Source organism: Sphingobacterium paramultivorum (genome assembly GCF_014109745.1).
GTDB lineage: Bacteria > Bacteroidota > Bacteroidia > Sphingobacteriales > Sphingobacteriaceae > Sphingobacterium > Sphingobacterium paramultivorum.
On the sequence record NZ_CP058555.1, the window covers coordinates 1,632,158 to 1,649,476 of the forward strand.

Genomic DNA, 17,319 nt, shown 5'->3' on the forward strand with positions numbered 1-17,319 from the left:
GCGCGGACAAATATAAATAGTGTTATCCGTTATCCCAAGAAACATTACAAATGATTTGAAGTTATTACAATAGGATTTGATAATATTTTATGAACAGGACACTTTTCAGCTATTTTAAACAAACGCTGCTTTTGAACCTCATCTAAATCTCCTTTAAAGCTAATAAAGCATTGTATATAAGTCGTTTGCTGCTGTTCACTTGTTTGCACCTCATAAGATAAACGCACCAGCACTTCTTCCAGGGGCCAGTTTTTGCGGTCAGCATACATTTTGACTGTAATGGCTTTGCAGCTCCCTAAAGAGGATAGTAATAGTGGAGTAGGGTTTATGCCCTGATCTTCACCGCCTACATCTTCGGGTTCATCAACCGTTATTTGATGCTTGCCGTATTGTACGGTAGTTGTATAGGGTATTTTCCCTATTGAAACGATTACTTCATTGTCCATAAGCGATTAAAATTATGATTCCACGTCTTCTAATAGCCCTTCAATGATGAGGCTTCCTGTTGCAGGGTTTGTTGCCAAAGGGACATTATAAAGATCACATACACGCATGAGCATTTGAATATCTGGTTCATGTGCATGTTTTCCGAGTGGATCGCGAAAGAAAATAATACCATCAACTTTTCTTTCGGCCGCCAAAGCTGCGATTTGTGCATCACCACCCATGGGGCCACTCAATTTCAATTCCACAGGCAAGCCTGTCTGTCTAACATAAGAGCCCGTAGTACCAGTGGCAATAATGTTGGCGCGCTCCAATAATTCCTGGTGGTCTTTGACAAATGCGACCATTTCAGGTTTTTTGCCGTCGTGGGCTATTAATGCAATTGTTTTTTTCATCACAATATAATAATTTGTAAATATCGGACACTGTTATAAAGGCAGGCCTTTCTGCAATATACGTATGTTATTTAAAAAATATGTATGAGATAATTATTGCTGCGATTACACCTGCTAATTCCGCTAATAATGCACATGGTAATGCATGCCGTGTACGCTTTATTCCCACTGCACCAAAATATACAGCGAGGACATAAAAAGTAGTTTCCGTTGATCCCTGAATAACACAAGCAACCCTCGCAGCGAAGTCCATTGGCCCCTTGGCATTCATCAAATCGACCATAAGTCCACGTGCACCGGATCCACTGAGCGGTTTCATAAAGGCTACAGGTAAAGCGTCTACAAATGATGTATCTAGACCACATAGCGCGATAGCTTTGGAAATTCCAGCGACCATATAGTCCATCGTTCCTGATGCTCTAAATACCGCGATACCAACGAGCATCGCGACGAGATAGGGTATTATTTTTACAGAAACTTCGAAGCCCTCTTTGGCACCTTCTATAAATGAATCGTACACATTTACTTTACGGAAAAGAGCCAAACCTATAAAGGAGGTAAATAAACTAAATAAAATAACATTACCGAATACTTTGCTGAATATTTCGATTTCTGTTTGTTGGAGTCCCGAAAAGTAGTAAAGTAGTCCACCGATAAATAATCCCATTGCTCCCAGATATCCTAGAATTACACGGTTAAATAAATTGATTTTTTGATAGATGGAAACGAGAATCAATGCCACCAATGTGGAAAAGAAGGTTGCGATTAGAATTGGTAGAAATACATCGGAAGGATCTGGTGCACCAGCCTCCTTCCGATAAGCCATAATTGAAATAGGCAAGAGGGTTAAGCTAGATGCATTGAGCACAATAAACATGATTTGTGCATTGGTAGCTGTTTCCTTATTGGGATTGAGCTCCTGGAGTTCCTTCATGGCTTTAAGTCCCAATGGCGTTGCCGCATTATCTAATCCTAGGGCATTAGCCGAGAAATTCATAAGAATAGAGCCAAGCGCAGGATGATTTTTGGGTATCTCCGGGAATAATTTATGAAAAAAAGGACCCACTATTTTTGCGAAGATATTGATCATACCGCCTTTTTCGCCAATTTTCATAATCCCAAGTGCAAAACTCATCATACCGATCAGTCCTAAAGAGATTTCGGCTCCTGTTTTTGCACTGTCAAAGATTGAATTTACAATTTGCTGAAAGATTTCTGTATCTCCGAAAAAGATTAGTTTTACAAGGGCTACGGCAAATGTGATTAAGAAAAATGCAACCCAAACGTAGTTTAATGCCATATAGATTTAAAATATGCGTAAAAGTAATCTTTTAGAACTTATCCATCAACTGGCTCCATGGATTTTTCTTCTTATTTTGGCTCTTTTCTTTAATGAGATGCGCAACGATATAATCCAATGTATCTTCATGCTCACTGATCATTTTATCGGATAAGGAAATCAACTTCTGTATATTATTGGGCGAGGCTGCGTCTAATGATGCATTTATACTCGATAGATTGGCTGGTTCTATGCGGAGATAATTTTGTTGCTTACCGTTACTTTGAAATAGTTGCCGAATAAAAAATTCGGTACTCTCGGAAGATGCACTTGTCATAATGTCAACTAAAGCGGGACCGATTTGTATAGCAAGTTTCTTCTTAAAATGTTCGTAATTATAAGCTGTTTTTGACATTCCTGTACCTAAGGATACCATAAACATGTCGTTTATCTGCGTGCTGTTAAAAGCCTTTAAAACTTCAAGTAAACCACATATGGAGGGGTTTTGAGCGAACACACCGCCATCGATCAAAGGATATCTTGTTTTTGAAAGGGAGTAGATCTCTGCAACAGGAAAAAATGTGGGTGCAGCGGACGTAGCCTTACAAACATCTTTGAGGTAGAAATCCCTTGCTTCGCCATGCGTAATTGCCTTTTGTTGTCTAAAAAAATGATTCTTCCGTAATTCAATGTTATACGCAGTGATGATACAGGGTTTGATAAGATGGCTCAATCGTGCATTTTGAAAATACTCATCCAAAACGTCTGATAATGTATTTGACGAGTAGAGCTCGCTGACAAGACCAAATCCACCTAAAAAACGCCGCCATTTGGAAGCGTTGAAAATTTCAGTGCCATGATTAACAAATAGATTTAAGGCATCTCGCGCAGAAAATTTCGGATGGGCGGGATTACCTTCTTCCGGATACAAAAGAATGCTAGTCAGAATTCCGCCGCTGCTTGTACCTGCAATAAAGTCAAAGTAGGAGGCAATCCGTGCATTGGGATCCATGGTCTGCTTTTGTAACTTCTCTTCTAGAGCGACGAGAACCATTGCCGGAATAATACCCCGGATACCACCACCATCAAGCGCGAGAATATTCTTCATATGCTAAAAACTGATTTAGTTAACGATATGTAAATATAATAAATGTCTACAATTGGCAGGAGTCATATATTGGTGACAATTGTGTCATATATCCTGTGATTAAAAGCTATTCAATATTTTTCGTAGATCACCTTGGTCAGCATATCACTATCTTCTTACTAGATTCTAGACTAATAGAGAGCTAGCAGTACTTTTATAGGGGTATAACAGGGGGTTAACTTGGGTTTACCCCTGTTATACCCCTGTTAACCCCCTGTTAACCCCGAGTAATACCCCTGTTAATATAGAGGCTGATGAGCTGATTATACAAATCTGATAGGATCGGAGATACTACAGAAAGGAATCTCGGGGTTTGTGGGTCGTATTGGACCATTGTAAACATTTTTACAAGATCACTTTAAACAAAAAAAGCTGCCTCAAATTTTATTGAGGCAGCTTTTTTAGCTAGCATAGATGCCGATTTAATTGAACCAAGCAAATACTTCGTCTTTCGTTGGCATATTGATATCTAGTTTCATTTTTTTACGCATACCACCAAGGTCATTAAAAACCTTGTTCGGATTCGCTTCTTTTAAAGCTTCAATGGTTGTAAAGCCCATTTTTTGTAAGGCAGGAACCCAAGCTGCAGGAATACCTTGTTCCTCATAATCTTTCACTTCTGCTACTTTGGCGACTTTTTCAGGTCTCATTTGTGGGAAGAAAAGAACTTCTTGGATTGACGCATTATCGGTCAAGAACATGATTAAACGGTCCATACCGATTCCAAGTCCAGAGGTCGGCGGCATTCCATATTCCAATGAACGAAGGAAATCCTGATCAATAAACATGGCTTCATCATCACCTTTTTCAGAAAGGCGCAATTGATCTTCAAATCGTTCACGTTGATCAATTGGATCATTAAGCTCTGAATAGGCATTGGCAATCTCTTTTCCGCAAACCATCAGCTCAAAACGCTCGGTTAAATCAGGATTATCTCTGTGCTTCTTCGTTAAAGGAGACATTTCTTTTGGATAATCTGTAATGAATGTTGGTTGGATGTAGTTTCCTTCACATTTTGCGCCGAAAATTTCATCGATCAATTTGCCTTTACCCATGGTTTCGTTTACGTCGATGCCCATTCCTTTGGCAGCAATACGGATTTCGTCTTCAGATTTTCCAGTAATATCAAATCCAGTGAATTCCTTAATGGAATCTGTCATCGATATCCGTTTATACGGTGCTCTAAAGTCAATTTTATGTTCTCCGAAGGTAGCTTCAGTCGTACCGTTCACAGCCAACGCACAATGTTCTAACAGACGTTCTGTAAAGTCCATCATCCAGTTGTAGTCTTTATAGGCTACATAAATTTCCATTGCGGTGAACTCTGGATTGTGGGTACGGTCCATTCCTTCATTACGGAAGTTTTTAGAAAATTCGTATACACCATCAAATCCACCAACGATTAGTCTTTTTAAATAAAGCTCGTTGGCGATACGAAGATATAATGGAATATCTAAAGCATTATGGTGTGTAATAAACGGACGTGCTGCAGCACCGCCTGGAATGGATTGTAGGACAGGTGTTTCTACTTCCATATACCCCGCGTCGTTAAAGAACTGACGCATCGCATTGAAAAGCTTTGTACGTTTGATAAATATGTCTTTGTTACTTGGATTTACGATCAAATCTACATAACGCATTCTATAGCGTTGCTCTGGATCTGTAAAGGCATCAAAAGTTTTACCTTCTGCAGATTTAACGACAGGTAGGGGACGTAGCGATTTGGATAAAACGGTAAGTTCTTCTACGTGTACTGCAATAGCCTCGGTTTGTGTTGTGAAGACATAGCCTTTGATACCAACGATATCTCCGATATCCAATAGCTTTTTGAAAACGACATTGTATAGGTCTTTATTCTCATCAGGACATACATCGTCACGCTTAATATAAGCTTGAATACGTCCGGTAGAGTCTTGAATTTCAAAGAATGAAGCACTACCCATCACACGACGACTCATGATACGTCCAGCAATGGTAATGTTCTTATAATTCAATTTATCTCTATCGTAATTTTCTAAAATATCAGCAGCATGTGCATTGACGACAAATTCGTTTGCTGGAAATGGATCAATTCCCATATCCAACAACGATTGCATCGCTTGTCTTCTAAGTTGTTCCTGTTCGGATAATACAGTACTCATTCGGTATGAATAATATTTAAAATGTGAAAATCACGCAAAAATAGCCATTTTTTTCAATTCTTTTTATGGATTTTTTTTGAAAACGCTGTAGCGAAAGGAAATGGCATTCCGTTATATGGGATAAAAATAGTTAAATAGTGATATTATTACAAGGGGACATTCGACTATTTGATTTTGAGTTTTATAATTTTAATTTCGTTATCTCCTCGAAAAAAACGTTCATAATGAAGGGGAGAATTCGATAGATTGTTTACATGGCATGTGTTATTGATTGCATATGAAAGGCAATTTGTCTAAGTTTGAAACTTAATAATTAAATGGTTTAAGTGGGTATAATTCGGTCATATTTTTATAACAAGAAGCTATCATCTTTACATGATGCCTTAGAGCGTTGCTTGCGCGATCGTGAAGACGGCAAGGCTTTCGTTTATAAGAAGTATTATGGTTATCTCATGGCTATTATTATTCGTTATGTAAAACAGGATGTGGACGCGGAAGAGCTCGTGAATGAAAGCTTTGTTCGGGTATTTCGAAAATTGGAATCATTTAATAGGGATATTGAAGATGAAAATCTCGAAAAATCGTTTAGAGCCTGGATAGGACGAATTGCTGCCAATATTTCGATTGATTTTTTACGAAGTAAAAAGCAGTTTTATTCGGTTGAAGATTTGGGAGAAGGGGATATGCATACACCGGCAGTACAATTGGACAGTCGACTGGAAGTCAATGAGATTATGCGTCTGCTCGATCAGCTCCCTGAAATTCAAAAAACTATTTTTAATCTCTATGAAATTGAGGGGTATTCACATGATGAAATTGCCCAGATGCTTAACATACCAGATAGTACGTCAAGGACTTATCTGACTAGAGCGAAACAAAAACTTAGAAAATTATACTTGGATTATACAGGCGTAGTTCAAGAAATAAGATAAATATTGTTGTTACGATGAAAGACAATAAGAAAAAGGAATTGATAGAAGAAATCATTGGACAATTAAAAGACCATGAACTACCTTATAAAGAAGGTTCCTGGGAGAAATTTGCCTCAAATTATGGCGTTTCAGCACATCGTTCCTCTAATTGGAAGTATTGGAGTGCTGCTGCGGCTGTGTTATTGTGTTTTGGTGTAGGATATTGGGGGCTAAAGACGAATGTGGAGACTGATATACCTGCTGTCGTTTTAACACATCTGCCGGAACGCGAAGATGTGTTAGGTGATCATAAGGATTTAAAAGAATCGATACAGCTGTCGTTATCAGATGTTACGGGCGATAGGATTGTGAGTGCAGAGGTATTATCGGCGAAGAAGCCCTATACCTATTCTGTGCCAGCGGACCATTCAACTGAAAATTTGGACAATCACCACTTGGTATTGAGTACTGGGCAATTAATGCGGGGCCACGATGTGGCTGTATCAGCCGATTTAAGAAGGCTGCAGTCCATGCAATTGAAAAATAATTCATTTTCAGCGCAGGTTGGTTTAACGGAAAGTGAAGTGGAACGAGTAAGCGCTTCAACAAATACCACTGTGACGAATAGTAGTGCCGTTATTGCTTCGACCAATTCAGGGTTTATGTCGCCTGTTAATCAAACGCAACGCGATGCTGCAAAACTATCACAATTGTATGCTGCGCAACAAGGGGGGGCAAGGAATAGTGTTGTACACACGAACGTTAACCAAGATAAGAAATGGGAAATGGGCGCTTTTGTATCACCTGCCTCTACGTCAGAAAGTATAACGCTGGGGGGCGGGGTCGCACTAGCCTATAATATTTCGAGTAAGGTAAGTCTTCGCTCAGGAGCTTCTATTCAACATTATGGAGCTATTTCGGGTAATTCACCCATTACTCCTGCAATGGGATCAAATTCTCTTAATGCAGATGCGCCAAATTATATTTCTCAATCGAATTTGAATAATTCCTTTGCGATGCGGGTAGCAGATGCAAAAGATGCAAAGAGTAATGAACGGGTTTCAGGTAAAATCTTAACAGTTGATATCCCATTGGATGTTAGATACGCGATCAACAAGAATTTCTATACCTCAGTCGGTGTATCCTATGTTGGTGTATTGGATCAGGAACGGGCAACGATCTATGAAACAAATAATACGGAGTACAGACAAAAATCCCAAGACAAAAATGTCGATGATAAAGGTGTGAACGGCTTTATTAATTTTTCAGTTGGTCGGAAACAGAAAGTTGGAAAATTATCCATTTCTGTAGAGCCTTATTATAAAGCTCCAATCGGAAATTTGAAATCATCCGATTTGAACTATAGCAACGGGGGAGTGAAAATAATTACTAGTTTTTAAAGAGTATAATGCTATAAAAAAGCCGCAGTAAGCTTGAAGTTTACTGCGGCTTTTTTTTATAGTCTGCAAATCGGGGTTTATTAAATTTCATCAACGCGAACCCAACCCATCCCTGCGGCTTTCGCACCTTCAACTCCTGGGATCCCGTCTTCGTAGACCAGGCATCTTTCCGGAGCAATATTCAATTGAGCAGCTGCCAAAAGAAAGGGTTGTGGTGAAGGTTTTCCCTCCGCTGTATCTCCAGCACAAACCAGTGTTTCCAAATCATCCCACACACCAATGGTGGTTAAGGTCATGGATAAGGTTGTTCTGGTTCCTCCTGAAACGGCAGCGATATGTTTTTTACCTTTCTGATATTTTAGATGTTCAACAACGTAATCTACAGGCTTAGTCTTGAAGACATATTCGTCTCGAAAAATGGTAGACTTTAGTGTGGAAAATTCTTGATAATCGAAATCTACCCCATAGCGTTTGCTGATTTCCTCTGCAACAGCAACAGTGGGCCATCCGGCAGTTTCATCAATCAAATTGACGTCCAACTCGACCCCATATTGTTGAGCTGCGGCCTTATACGATTGCTTGTGTGCGTCCATATTATCTGCCAGGGTACCATCGACATCAAATAATAGTGCGTCATAGGATTCGGCAAGAAGGTTTAGTAATTCAAATTTTCGTTGTGATTCAGGTGACATATACTTTTAATAGTGAGCGGTAAAAATAAAAAAATATAATTGGACGAGCAAAAAAGAAGCCTTCCCCTTGTTACAAGGAAAGGCTTCTTGCTGTTAGCTCCGTGTGGATTCTTCACAGAGGCAGCGTATAATTAGTGTGAACTTAAATTTTTCGCTTTCTCTTCATCGAAATTAGCTTCTAATTCAGCCAATTTTTTCTTACCGTATGCCATACGTGTAATCACAACGAATAGCACTGGAACGATAAAGATCGCTAGGAGTGTGGCTGCAGTCATACCACCAAATACCGTCCAACCGATTGTTTGGCGAGAAATTGCTCCAGCTCCATGGGATAGCATCAATGGAATAATCCCCAAGATGAAGGCAAAGGACGTCATGATAATTGGGCGTAAACGCAATTTTACAGCATCTAATGTCGCTTCATAAAGGTTCATCCCGATATCAACCCGTTCCTTAGCAAACTCAACGATTAGAATCGCATTCTTAGCAGCAAGTCCAATGATGGTGACCAGACCAATCTGTGCATAGATGTTATTATCCAATGTAGGGATTAATGTTAAGGTTAATATAGCCCCAAATACACCTAGTGGTACAGATAACAAAATGGAGAAAGGTACAGACCAACTTTCGTATAAGGCAGCCAATAGTAAGAACACAAATAGGATACACAAAGCAAAAATTTGAATGGTCTTTGACCCGGATTGCATCTCTTGAAGAGATAGACCGGAGAACTGATAGTCAAAACCTTCTGGCAATGTTTGTGCAGCCACTTCTTGCAAAGCTTTCAATGCATCTCCTGATGAGAAACCGGGAGCCGAACTACCATTGATCTCGATACTTCTAAAGATATTGTAGTGGTTGATGATTGAAGGCATTGTCATTAATTCATACTTGACCAGTGTACCCATCGGTACAGGGTTCCCTGAAACATTGTTGACATACAATTTGTTGATGTCTTCAATATTCATACGGTACGGAATATCAGCTTGTGTCACGACACGGTAGCTACGACCATACTTTGTAAAGTCATTGACATAGCTACTTCCCAAATAGGATGATATTGTCGAATAAATACTTGAGATAGGTACCCCCATACGTTTTGCCTGTTCACGATTGACTTCCAATTTGTAGTTTGGAGAATTGGTATTAAACATCGTGTAGGCCATTCCAATTTCTGGACGTTGGTTGGCAGCCATCAAGAATTTACCTACTGTTGCTTCGAAATCTTTGATATTTACAGTTTGTAAATCCTGTACCTGCATAGAGAAACCACCAGATGTACCTAGACCCGGAATTGCCGGTGGTGTTACCGCCAATACCCTTGCTTTGGTATAACCCATGTATTTACCCATAATCATTCCCGCGATATCGTTTGCAGTACGTGTACGGGTTTCCCAAGGCTTAAGAGAAACGAACACTGTTGCACCATTGGATTTAAACGCGCGGTTTAGGATATTGATACCAGAAATTGCGGTAACATACTTGATTTCAGGAAAAGTCTTGTGTAGATCGGCTTCAATCTCTTTAAGGACTTCATTTGTACGTGCGGAAGAAGAGCCTTCCGGTAAAGTAATACCTGCAAAAAATGCACCACCATCTTCCGAAGGAATAAATCCTGTCGGTTTGGTTGTAAACATCCAACCTGTTCCGATAAAAATACACAACAGAATGATCAATACAAGTGGTGCTTTTTTGATCGCTTGTTTTACACCATTGGAGTATCTGATGGTCACCTTTTCAAACCATACATTAAATTTGTAGAAAAATTTATTCAAACCTTTGGCACCTTCATGTACTGCTGTTGGTTTTAATAAAATCGAACATAATGCTGGAGTTAACGAAAGTGCAATAAATGCCGACAACATAACGGACACAGCGATCGTGATGGCAAATTGTTGGTACAATTTACCGACCATTCCAGGGATAAAACCTACTGGAACGAATACGGCAGCCAAAATTAATGCAATTGCAATAACCGGAGCGGTGATATCGCCCATGGCGCGACGTGTCGCTTCTTTAGCATCCAGTTTATAATGGTCGATATAATGCTGGACAGCTTCCACCACAACGATGGCATCATCCACCACAATACCGATGGCCAATACAAAGGCAAGCATGGTCAGGTTGTTGACCGAAAAGCCAAACATCAGGAAGAAGATGAATGTACCGATGATGGATACCGGAATTGCCAATACGGGGATTAATGTTGCCCTCCAGCTTTGAAGGAAGAAAAATACCACTACTGTTACCAGGATCAATGCTTCAACTAGGGTATGGATAACCGAAGAAATTGAGGCATTTACTACCGAAACTGTCTCGTAACTGATTGTATAATCTACGTCAGTTGGAAAAGATTTCTTTAATTTTTCTAAAGCAGCGACGATACCGTCTGCAGACTCTACAGCGTTTCCTCCCGGGGTCTGGTTAATCATCATCGCAGATGAGGTCATACCATTTACCGTAGATGATGTACCATAATTAAATTGACCTAATTCAACACGTGCAACATCCTTTAAAAGTACGATAGATCCATCTTTGTTGGTTTTTACAACGATGTTTTCAAAGTCTTCCGGATTTGAAAGGTCACTATCGGTAATGATTGGATATTCAAATACTGTCGAAGACTCTTGTGGACGTCCACCAACACTACCACCAGGTATACGGGAGTTTTGTTCCGCAATTGCTGTTGATACATCGGCCGGAGTCATGCTTAGATTAGCTAATTTGTTTGCGTCTAGCCATACACGCATTGAAAACGGCTGCCCAAAAGCGGTTACGTCACCGACACCTTTCACACGTAAGAGCGCGTCTTTAACGTATAAGTTGTTGTAATTGGCCAAGAAATTTTCATCTCTCGTTCCTTTTGGTGAAGTTAAGGCAACCAACATCAGGATATCGTTATTGGCTTTACGGGTCGTAATTCCCAGACGTCTCACAGCTTCGGGGAGGGCTGGTTCAGCAATTCCCACGCGGTTTTGTACGTCTAAGGTCGCAATATCGATATCCGTACCTACTTCAAATGTCACCGTAATTGTTGCTTGACCATTTGACGTACTATTGGACGACATATAAATCATGCCAGGTGTACCATTGATCTGACTCTCGATAAGAGTTGTCACGGTTTGTTCAACCGTCTGTGCATCAGCTCCGGTGTAATTGGCCGTAACCGTTACTGTTGGAGGTGCAATAGAAGGATACTGGCTAATTGGCAACGTGGATACTGCAATGATCCCGATAATTGAAATCAATATCGAAATAACGATTGCGGTAACTGGCCTCTTAATAAATACTTCTGAAATCATTCTATATCTTTTAGATTCTCTTTAAAAAATTAATGGTGTTATTTTCCTTGAGGTGCTCCTTTCGCAGCCTGTTGGGCAGCGACAGCAGCATCAACTACTTTAACTCCATTTTGGACATTCATGGTACCGTCGACGATAATCTTTTCACCGTCTTTGACACCTTCTTTAATCACAATTTTATCACCAGCTTTAATACCCAATTTTACTTGACGTATTTCGGCTTTACTGCTATCATTCACAGCATAGAGGTTAAATACCCCGAGCTGTTCAAAGACAGCTTTGTAAGGCACAACAACTTCTTCTGTAGCCGAGGTTGTTGATACATTCATCGTAATATTCATACCAGCCCGCAATTCGTTGGCATTGTTCGGGAAAGTAGCACGCACTTTGATTGTTCCGGTAGCAGGGTCAACTGCGCGGTCAATGGTTGTGATTGTTCCTTTTCCTTCATAAGTACTTCCATTTGGCAATAAAAGAGAAAGGTCCGAAGATGAATGGCTGCTTTGCAATTGGGTAAATTTGGCAATATCCTTTTCATTTACCTGAAACTCAACAGCAATTGGGCTAGTTGAAGACAAGGTATTTAAAAGGGTCGTACCAGGGTTAACCAAGGCTCCCAAACGTACCTGTGATATCCCTACAGTACCACTGAAAGGAGCGCGAATCGTCGAACGTGATAAGTTTGTATTTGCAGTGACCAATGCCGCACGAGCCGACTCTACCTGTGCCTGAGAAGCCGCTACATTTGATACTGCATTGTCAAAAACCTGCTTTGCAATCGCATCTTTATCGGCCAATGTTTGGTAACGTGCTAAATCTCTTTTTTGTCGGTCCAAATCAGTTTGTGCGACCTGTAAGCTTGCTTTAGCTTGTTGGACAGCTGCGTTGTAGCGCGTTCCATCAATTTCATAAAGAGCTTGTCCTGCGGAAACTACTGCACCGTCAGAAACATATATTTTTGTGATATAGCCGCTTACTTCCGCATATAGATCTGCTTCGTTCAACGGTTTGACTGTTGCTGGATAACTGATTGTACCTGTAACAGTCTCATGTGATGCGACACCAAAGCTGACAGGGACAACTTTTTCAGCCTGAGCCTGTGCTGCACCTTGCTTTTTTGCATCTTTATTTCCACAAGAGGTCCATACTAATGCCGTCCCAAGGAAGAAAGCGAATAATAATTGTCTTTTATTCATGATTTGTATTAGTTTCCGTTTATTGATTAATTTGTGTGGATTGCCCCAACTGCTTTCTGAACATCCAATTTACTTGATAATAGCGCGTAAAGAGAGTTCAAATAATTGAGCTGTGTTGTTTTGAGATCAGTCTCTGCTGTCATTAAATCGAGATAAGTTTTGATACCTTCGTCATATTGAAGTTTGATTGTCTCGTATACTTCTTTGGAGAGATCCACATTTTCTTTAGCTGTTTTCCAGTCATTTAAATTCGCATTATAGGTTGCCTTTGCCAACGAATATTCTGTGTTAATGCTGTTTTCTAAATTTTTGATGTCCCAGTCAATTCTTTCTTCCTGCAATCTGGATTTATTGATTTGTTTTTTACGTTTAAATCCGTCGAAAATTGAAAAAGAAACATTTAGGCCAGCTACTGAACCCGGGAAATTGTCGGAATAAAGCTTACTGAATTTATCATTTCTATAGTTGAATGCGTAATTATAAAAAGCACTTACGCTCGGTAAATATGTCCATTTATAATACTGTGTGCTCAACTGTTGAATCTTTTTCGATGTTTCCAATTGTTGGAATTCAATTCGATTAGAGATAGTCATTCCTGCAGTTGTATCAAGTAGAATCTCTGATTCCATACTGCTATTATCAAATGAAAGCGTCAAATTTTTGCTTTTATCCAAAGCTAGCAATTGTTTAAGGTATTCGTATTTATATTTACGAAGCTCAACCGTTCTTTTCTCGTCCGCATTCGAATTTGCCAAAGCAATTTGCGCTCTCTTATAGTCGGTTTTATCAACTAAACCCACATCATATTGTGACTTTGCATCTTTCAATTGTTTTTGGAGGCGAGCGATATTTTCGCGTACAATCTTGATCTGCTCTTCCGAGGTCAGGATGTCATAATAAGCTTTACTTACCTCTACAACAGCTGTTATTTTTTTGTTCTCCGTATTTTGTTTATTACCGAGACGTACGAGCTCAGCGGCTTTTTTCGCTTGCATTAGCTCAGGATTGAGGATCTGTTGGTCTGCTTGAAGCGTTAAGGCACTCGCATTGTTCTGCCCCATTTTGATATTATTTCCGCCAATATTTGCTAATGGAACAATGACATTATAATTATAACTTCCTTTTAGACCCAATTGTGGGTACCAACCTGAAAGGGAGATGTCGATATCTTTTTCACCGATGGCCTCGTCCAATTGTGCTTGTTTTACAGAGATTTGATTACGTAAGGCGTAATCAATCAGCTGCTGAAGTGTTGCATTTGCCGGCAAGTTTTCAGATTGCTGTTGTGCAAATCCTGTATTACTCAAAAGCGACAGGGCCGCCAAGGAATAAACGATTTTATTAAACTTCATATATGTAATTAATTATTTTTTTCTCTATTAATAGCTCCATCCCAAATAATCCCAATTAAATCTTCTACATTCTGTTCAGAGAATTTGAGATCTTTAAATTTGATACTGTGAACAGTCGATAAGGCTACACCAATATAACTGGCCACCAAAAGATGGACGTCTACCTGTTTCAATATTTTTCGATCAATGCCTTCCTGTAAAAAATCAACTACTTTATTTTGTCCACCTACAGGTTCTTGTATCTCAGCTTTGTTTTTCTCGTAATAAGGAGACGAAAAAAACTGTTCAAAAAAACTGAAGATATGCCCATTTTCTAAATAGAACTTGACAAAGTTGCGCCAGATATGAATAAAGGAATCTTTATAATCGAAATCATCTTTTATACCATCAAAAATATAATCATTCAGTAATGTTCTACAATGTTTGAACAGTGCAAAGATTAGGTCATCTTTTGATGGAAAATAATGGTAGATAGTTCCTATTGCTACATCAGAATCTTGTGCGATTTTGCTCATCGGCGTTCCATGGAAGCCGTTTGTTTGTATAAGTTTTAGTGTGCTGGCAAGTACTGCCGCAATTTTTTCATTGGAATTCATCAATCGAACGTTCATTCGGTTGCAAAATTAACGATTAATTTGGATCCAAAATGTCAGAATATTGTTATAAATCAATAAATATAAAACTATTTGAATCAATAATACAATAAGGAAAAAAAGGTGAAATTGTTTTCAACTTTTTATTTTTTTTGATGGATGGAGGGGAGGTACCTTCAAGAAGGTCAAGGTTGTAGCGTGGGTTTCGCTAGCAAATTGGCCTGAAGATCTTTATTAAAGGAGGTGGAGCGGTTGCATAGAAAAAGCGTTGGTTTTATAAAACCAACGCTTTTTCTATTTACAGTTTTTTAAATTTTTCTCCACTTCTTCCAGAGGATATAGATTCTTCCCTTTATTGATCTTGGTATTGATATATGTTAATACATAAGCGATATCAATTGCGGAAAGATTTGAAGCGGGCATGGTATTATTGAACTTTTTGCCTGCTACTTCAAGTTCTCCTGAAGTCCCGTTCTTGATAATGCAAGCAAGATCTTGACGATGGGTTTGCAGAAAGGTGGTATCGGTTAGGGGAGGATAGAGATTCCCCAATCCTTCACCTTTCTCTCCGTGGCAATTTTGGCAATGTGTCCGGTATACCTTTTGACCATTAACAGCATATTGTGCCGTTTTGATATCGACTTCATGCTGACAGCCTATCAAGATGGATAGAATAACCCCGATCGTTATACCTGTTGTTAAGAGAATGCGCATGTTATTTTTTAGCCCCACTCAAGAGTAAAGGTAAATCGTTCATCAATTTTTTTACTTGCTCATCGTTTGTGCCGTCGTAGGCACCCCGAATTCTTTTATCCTTGTCTATTAAGACAAGGTACCCTTGATGATCGTAACCTCCAGGTGCATTTTTATCTTCAGCGGTATAAACCAGGTATTGATTGGCTAGACCATATATTTCTGCTTTAGTCCCCGAAACAAATTGCCAGTGATTATTGGTTACGCCCAATTTATTGGCATAATCTTTCAGTACGTAGGGTTGATCGTATTTAAAGTCTATACTATGGGACAGGAAACGAACTTCTTCATTATCCTTATATTGCTGGTATATCTTTAATAGGTTGCGATTCATCGTCGGACAGATACTTGGACAATGGGTAAAGAAGAAGTTGGCGATATATACTTTACCCTCAAAATCTTTGTCTGAAATCATTGTACTATCCTGATTGAGCAGTTTAAAAGGCGGAATAGTATGATAGACTGTATCTACGATTTGTTTTCCATCAACTGTTTTTTCTACAGCTTCTCTTTCGCCATAGATGGGTAAGCTTGTCTGGCTATTGTTTTTACAGGAAAATAAACCGAGTAAAAGGCCAGTTGCGCAGTAAAATTTAGTTATGGATCTCATGTGTTTAATAGTTTTGTTTGTTAAGCTTGATCCCATCTTTTTGATTAACAATTTAATGTTACTTGCAAAATTGGAGGGCTTAGTTATTTGAATTTTTAGATTTAAAAATTCTTTAATTTGTCTTGGCTTTCTTTAGAAACACTATCAAATATCTTTTTCATATCACTTACTTTTTGAAGCTCTGTTTCAAAATATTTAACATCTGTTGAATCGGGGTTATATCCTTTCATCCAGTCCATCATATGGTCTGTAGCGCTTTCTAAATTAGCTTTCAATGTACCTAGCTCTTTTCTTGTTAAATTGGTATCTAAATCAGCCTTAGCTATTTTTAGGTTTTTTAAATTTGCCAAAATGGAATCTATCTTAACAGCATCGCGGTCGAAATGAGCGATTTGAGGCATGATTTCATCATGTATCTTAATTGTTGAATCTTGCAAGGCTTTTACACCTGTTGCACCATTTCCCTGAGTTCCACATGCTGCTATTGCCAAGGATGCGATAGCTACAAACGCGATTTTATTCATGTTTCTTATTTTTTGGTAATTGGACAAATATATTAATTTCTTATGGCTCAATATTTCGATTTCTGGAAGGGAATGTAAAATTCAAGTCACGAATATACGTTTCACAGCGCACCGTGGCACAGAGGTCGCCAGACTTATCTTTAATTTCCAAGGTAAAATCCTTTACTACTTTGCCTTTTGTTCGAATAATATGGGCACATTCTTCAAGGATTTCCTCGGAGAGTTGCACAGAATATTCCACGCTGGTTTTGCCAGGTTTCTTAAAAATGATCTGTGATGATTTTAACCAGGCCACCGTTTTCTTAAATCCAATCTTTTGAAGATACTGATCAATGAGGATAGGGAAGATAGGATCTGCTGCAGAAAAGATCGTTCCTCCAAATAATGTTTTGTTGGTATTGATATTGAATGGTGTCTTATAAATTTTTACTTTGGCGCCTTGGAAGCCCGGGCTAATTTTTTTAACCCAGATTCCCTGAAATAGAAATGGTGGGTAAATACGTAATAGCCATGTTAAGGCAAGTGGACTATATCTCATGATACAAAAATAAAACAATGTGTCGGATTATTTTTCGAAATC

The 17,319-nt window shown here is 39.1% G+C and carries 16 protein-coding genes; 2 read left to right on the plus strand and 14 right to left on the minus strand.

Features of this window, described 5'->3' with window-relative positions; all coding sequences use genetic code 11:
• Window positions 1-44 precede the first annotated feature (44 nt).
• The 5 genes from HS960_RS07045 to lysS all read right to left on the minus strand — a co-directional run bounded on the left by HS960_RS07045 (window position 45) and on the right by lysS (window position 5,406).
• Window positions 45-446 (minus strand): OsmC family protein, encoded by a 402-nt coding sequence (locus tag HS960_RS07045; protein WP_153844594.1) that lies wholly within the window; start codon window positions 444-446, stop codon window positions 45-47.
• Window positions 447-458: 12 nt separating this feature from the next.
• Window positions 459-839 (minus strand): methylglyoxal synthase, encoded by a 381-nt coding sequence (locus tag HS960_RS07050; protein ID WP_046673562.1) that lies wholly within the window; start codon window positions 837-839, stop codon window positions 459-461.
• A gap of 67 nt (window positions 840-906) precedes the next feature.
• Window positions 907-2,139, minus strand: a complete 1,233-nt coding sequence (locus HS960_RS07055) for a nucleoside recognition domain-containing protein (protein ID WP_153844593.1) — start codon at window positions 2,137-2,139, stop codon at window positions 907-909.
• Between the two features lie 31 nt (window positions 2,140-2,170).
• Window positions 2,171-3,226 carry a patatin-like phospholipase family protein gene (locus HS960_RS07060; protein ID WP_153844592.1) on the minus strand — a complete coding sequence of 352 codons (1,056 nt, stop codon included), beginning with the start codon at window positions 3,224-3,226 and terminating at the stop codon, window positions 2,171-2,173.
• A gap of 461 nt (window positions 3,227-3,687) precedes the next feature.
• On the minus strand, window positions 3,688-5,406 hold the full coding sequence (lysS, locus tag HS960_RS07065; protein ID WP_153844591.1) for a lysine--tRNA ligase: 1,719 nt from the start codon (window positions 5,404-5,406) through the stop codon (window positions 3,688-3,690).
• A 326-nt stretch (window positions 5,407-5,732) separates the two neighbouring features.
• Between lysS and HS960_RS07070 the strand changes: the two genes are divergently transcribed.
• Together HS960_RS07070 and HS960_RS07075 are read left to right on the plus strand one after the other, a co-directional pair.
• Window positions 5,733-6,338: an RNA polymerase sigma factor gene (locus HS960_RS07070; RefSeq protein ID WP_075992756.1), complete on the plus strand. Its 606-nt coding sequence runs from the start codon at window positions 5,733-5,735 to the stop codon at window positions 6,336-6,338.
• Between the two features lie 14 nt (window positions 6,339-6,352).
• A complete protein-coding gene (locus HS960_RS07075; protein ID WP_182331966.1) occupies window positions 6,353-7,717 on the plus strand; it encodes a hypothetical protein in 1,365 nt (454 codons plus the stop codon).
• A gap of 80 nt (window positions 7,718-7,797) precedes the next feature.
• On the opposite strand, the gene HS960_RS07080 is transcribed toward HS960_RS07075, so the two are convergent.
• The 9 genes from HS960_RS07080 to HS960_RS07120 all read right to left on the minus strand — a co-directional run bounded on the left by HS960_RS07080 (window position 7,798) and on the right by HS960_RS07120 (window position 17,277).
• The gene (locus HS960_RS07080) at window positions 7,798-8,409 is read right to left on the minus strand and encodes an HAD family hydrolase (protein ID WP_153844589.1); all 612 of its coding nucleotides are present in this window, start codon (window positions 8,407-8,409) and stop codon (window positions 7,798-7,800) included.
• A 131-nt stretch (window positions 8,410-8,540) separates the two neighbouring features.
• Entirely contained in the window at window positions 8,541-11,711 is a 3,171-nt protein-coding gene (locus HS960_RS07085) for an efflux RND transporter permease subunit (protein WP_153844588.1), read from the minus strand.
• A gap of 38 nt (window positions 11,712-11,749) precedes the next feature.
• Window positions 11,750-12,907, minus strand: coding sequence for an efflux RND transporter periplasmic adaptor subunit (locus HS960_RS07090; RefSeq protein WP_075992753.1), 1,158 nt, complete (start codon window positions 12,905-12,907; stop codon window positions 11,750-11,752).
• A 26-nt stretch (window positions 12,908-12,933) separates the two neighbouring features.
• Window positions 12,934-14,259 carry a TolC family protein gene (locus HS960_RS07095; protein WP_153844587.1) on the minus strand — a complete coding sequence of 442 codons (1,326 nt, stop codon included), beginning with the start codon at window positions 14,257-14,259 and terminating at the stop codon, window positions 12,934-12,936.
• An 8-nt stretch (window positions 14,260-14,267) separates the two neighbouring features.
• Window positions 14,268-14,855, minus strand: coding sequence for a TetR/AcrR family transcriptional regulator (locus tag HS960_RS07100; protein ID WP_158638758.1), 588 nt, complete (start codon window positions 14,853-14,855; stop codon window positions 14,268-14,270).
• 291 nt (window positions 14,856-15,146) lie between these two features.
• Complete coding sequence (locus HS960_RS07105) at window positions 15,147-15,566, minus strand: c-type cytochrome (RefSeq protein WP_153844586.1); 420 nt, start codon at window positions 15,564-15,566, stop codon at window positions 15,147-15,149.
• A gap of 1 nt (window position 15,567) precedes the next feature.
• On the minus strand, window positions 15,568-16,215 hold the full coding sequence (locus tag HS960_RS07110; RefSeq protein WP_120334303.1) for an SCO family protein: 648 nt from the start codon (window positions 16,213-16,215) through the stop codon (window positions 15,568-15,570).
• A gap of 101 nt (window positions 16,216-16,316) precedes the next feature.
• Window positions 16,317-16,739 carry a transposase gene (locus HS960_RS07115; RefSeq protein ID WP_153844585.1) on the minus strand — a complete coding sequence of 141 codons (423 nt, stop codon included), beginning with the start codon at window positions 16,737-16,739 and terminating at the stop codon, window positions 16,317-16,319.
• Window positions 16,740-16,779: 40 nt separating this feature from the next.
• Window positions 16,780-17,277: a DUF4442 domain-containing protein gene (locus tag HS960_RS07120; RefSeq protein WP_153844584.1), complete on the minus strand. Its 498-nt coding sequence runs from the start codon at window positions 17,275-17,277 to the stop codon at window positions 16,780-16,782.
• Window positions 17,278-17,319 lie beyond the last annotated feature (42 nt).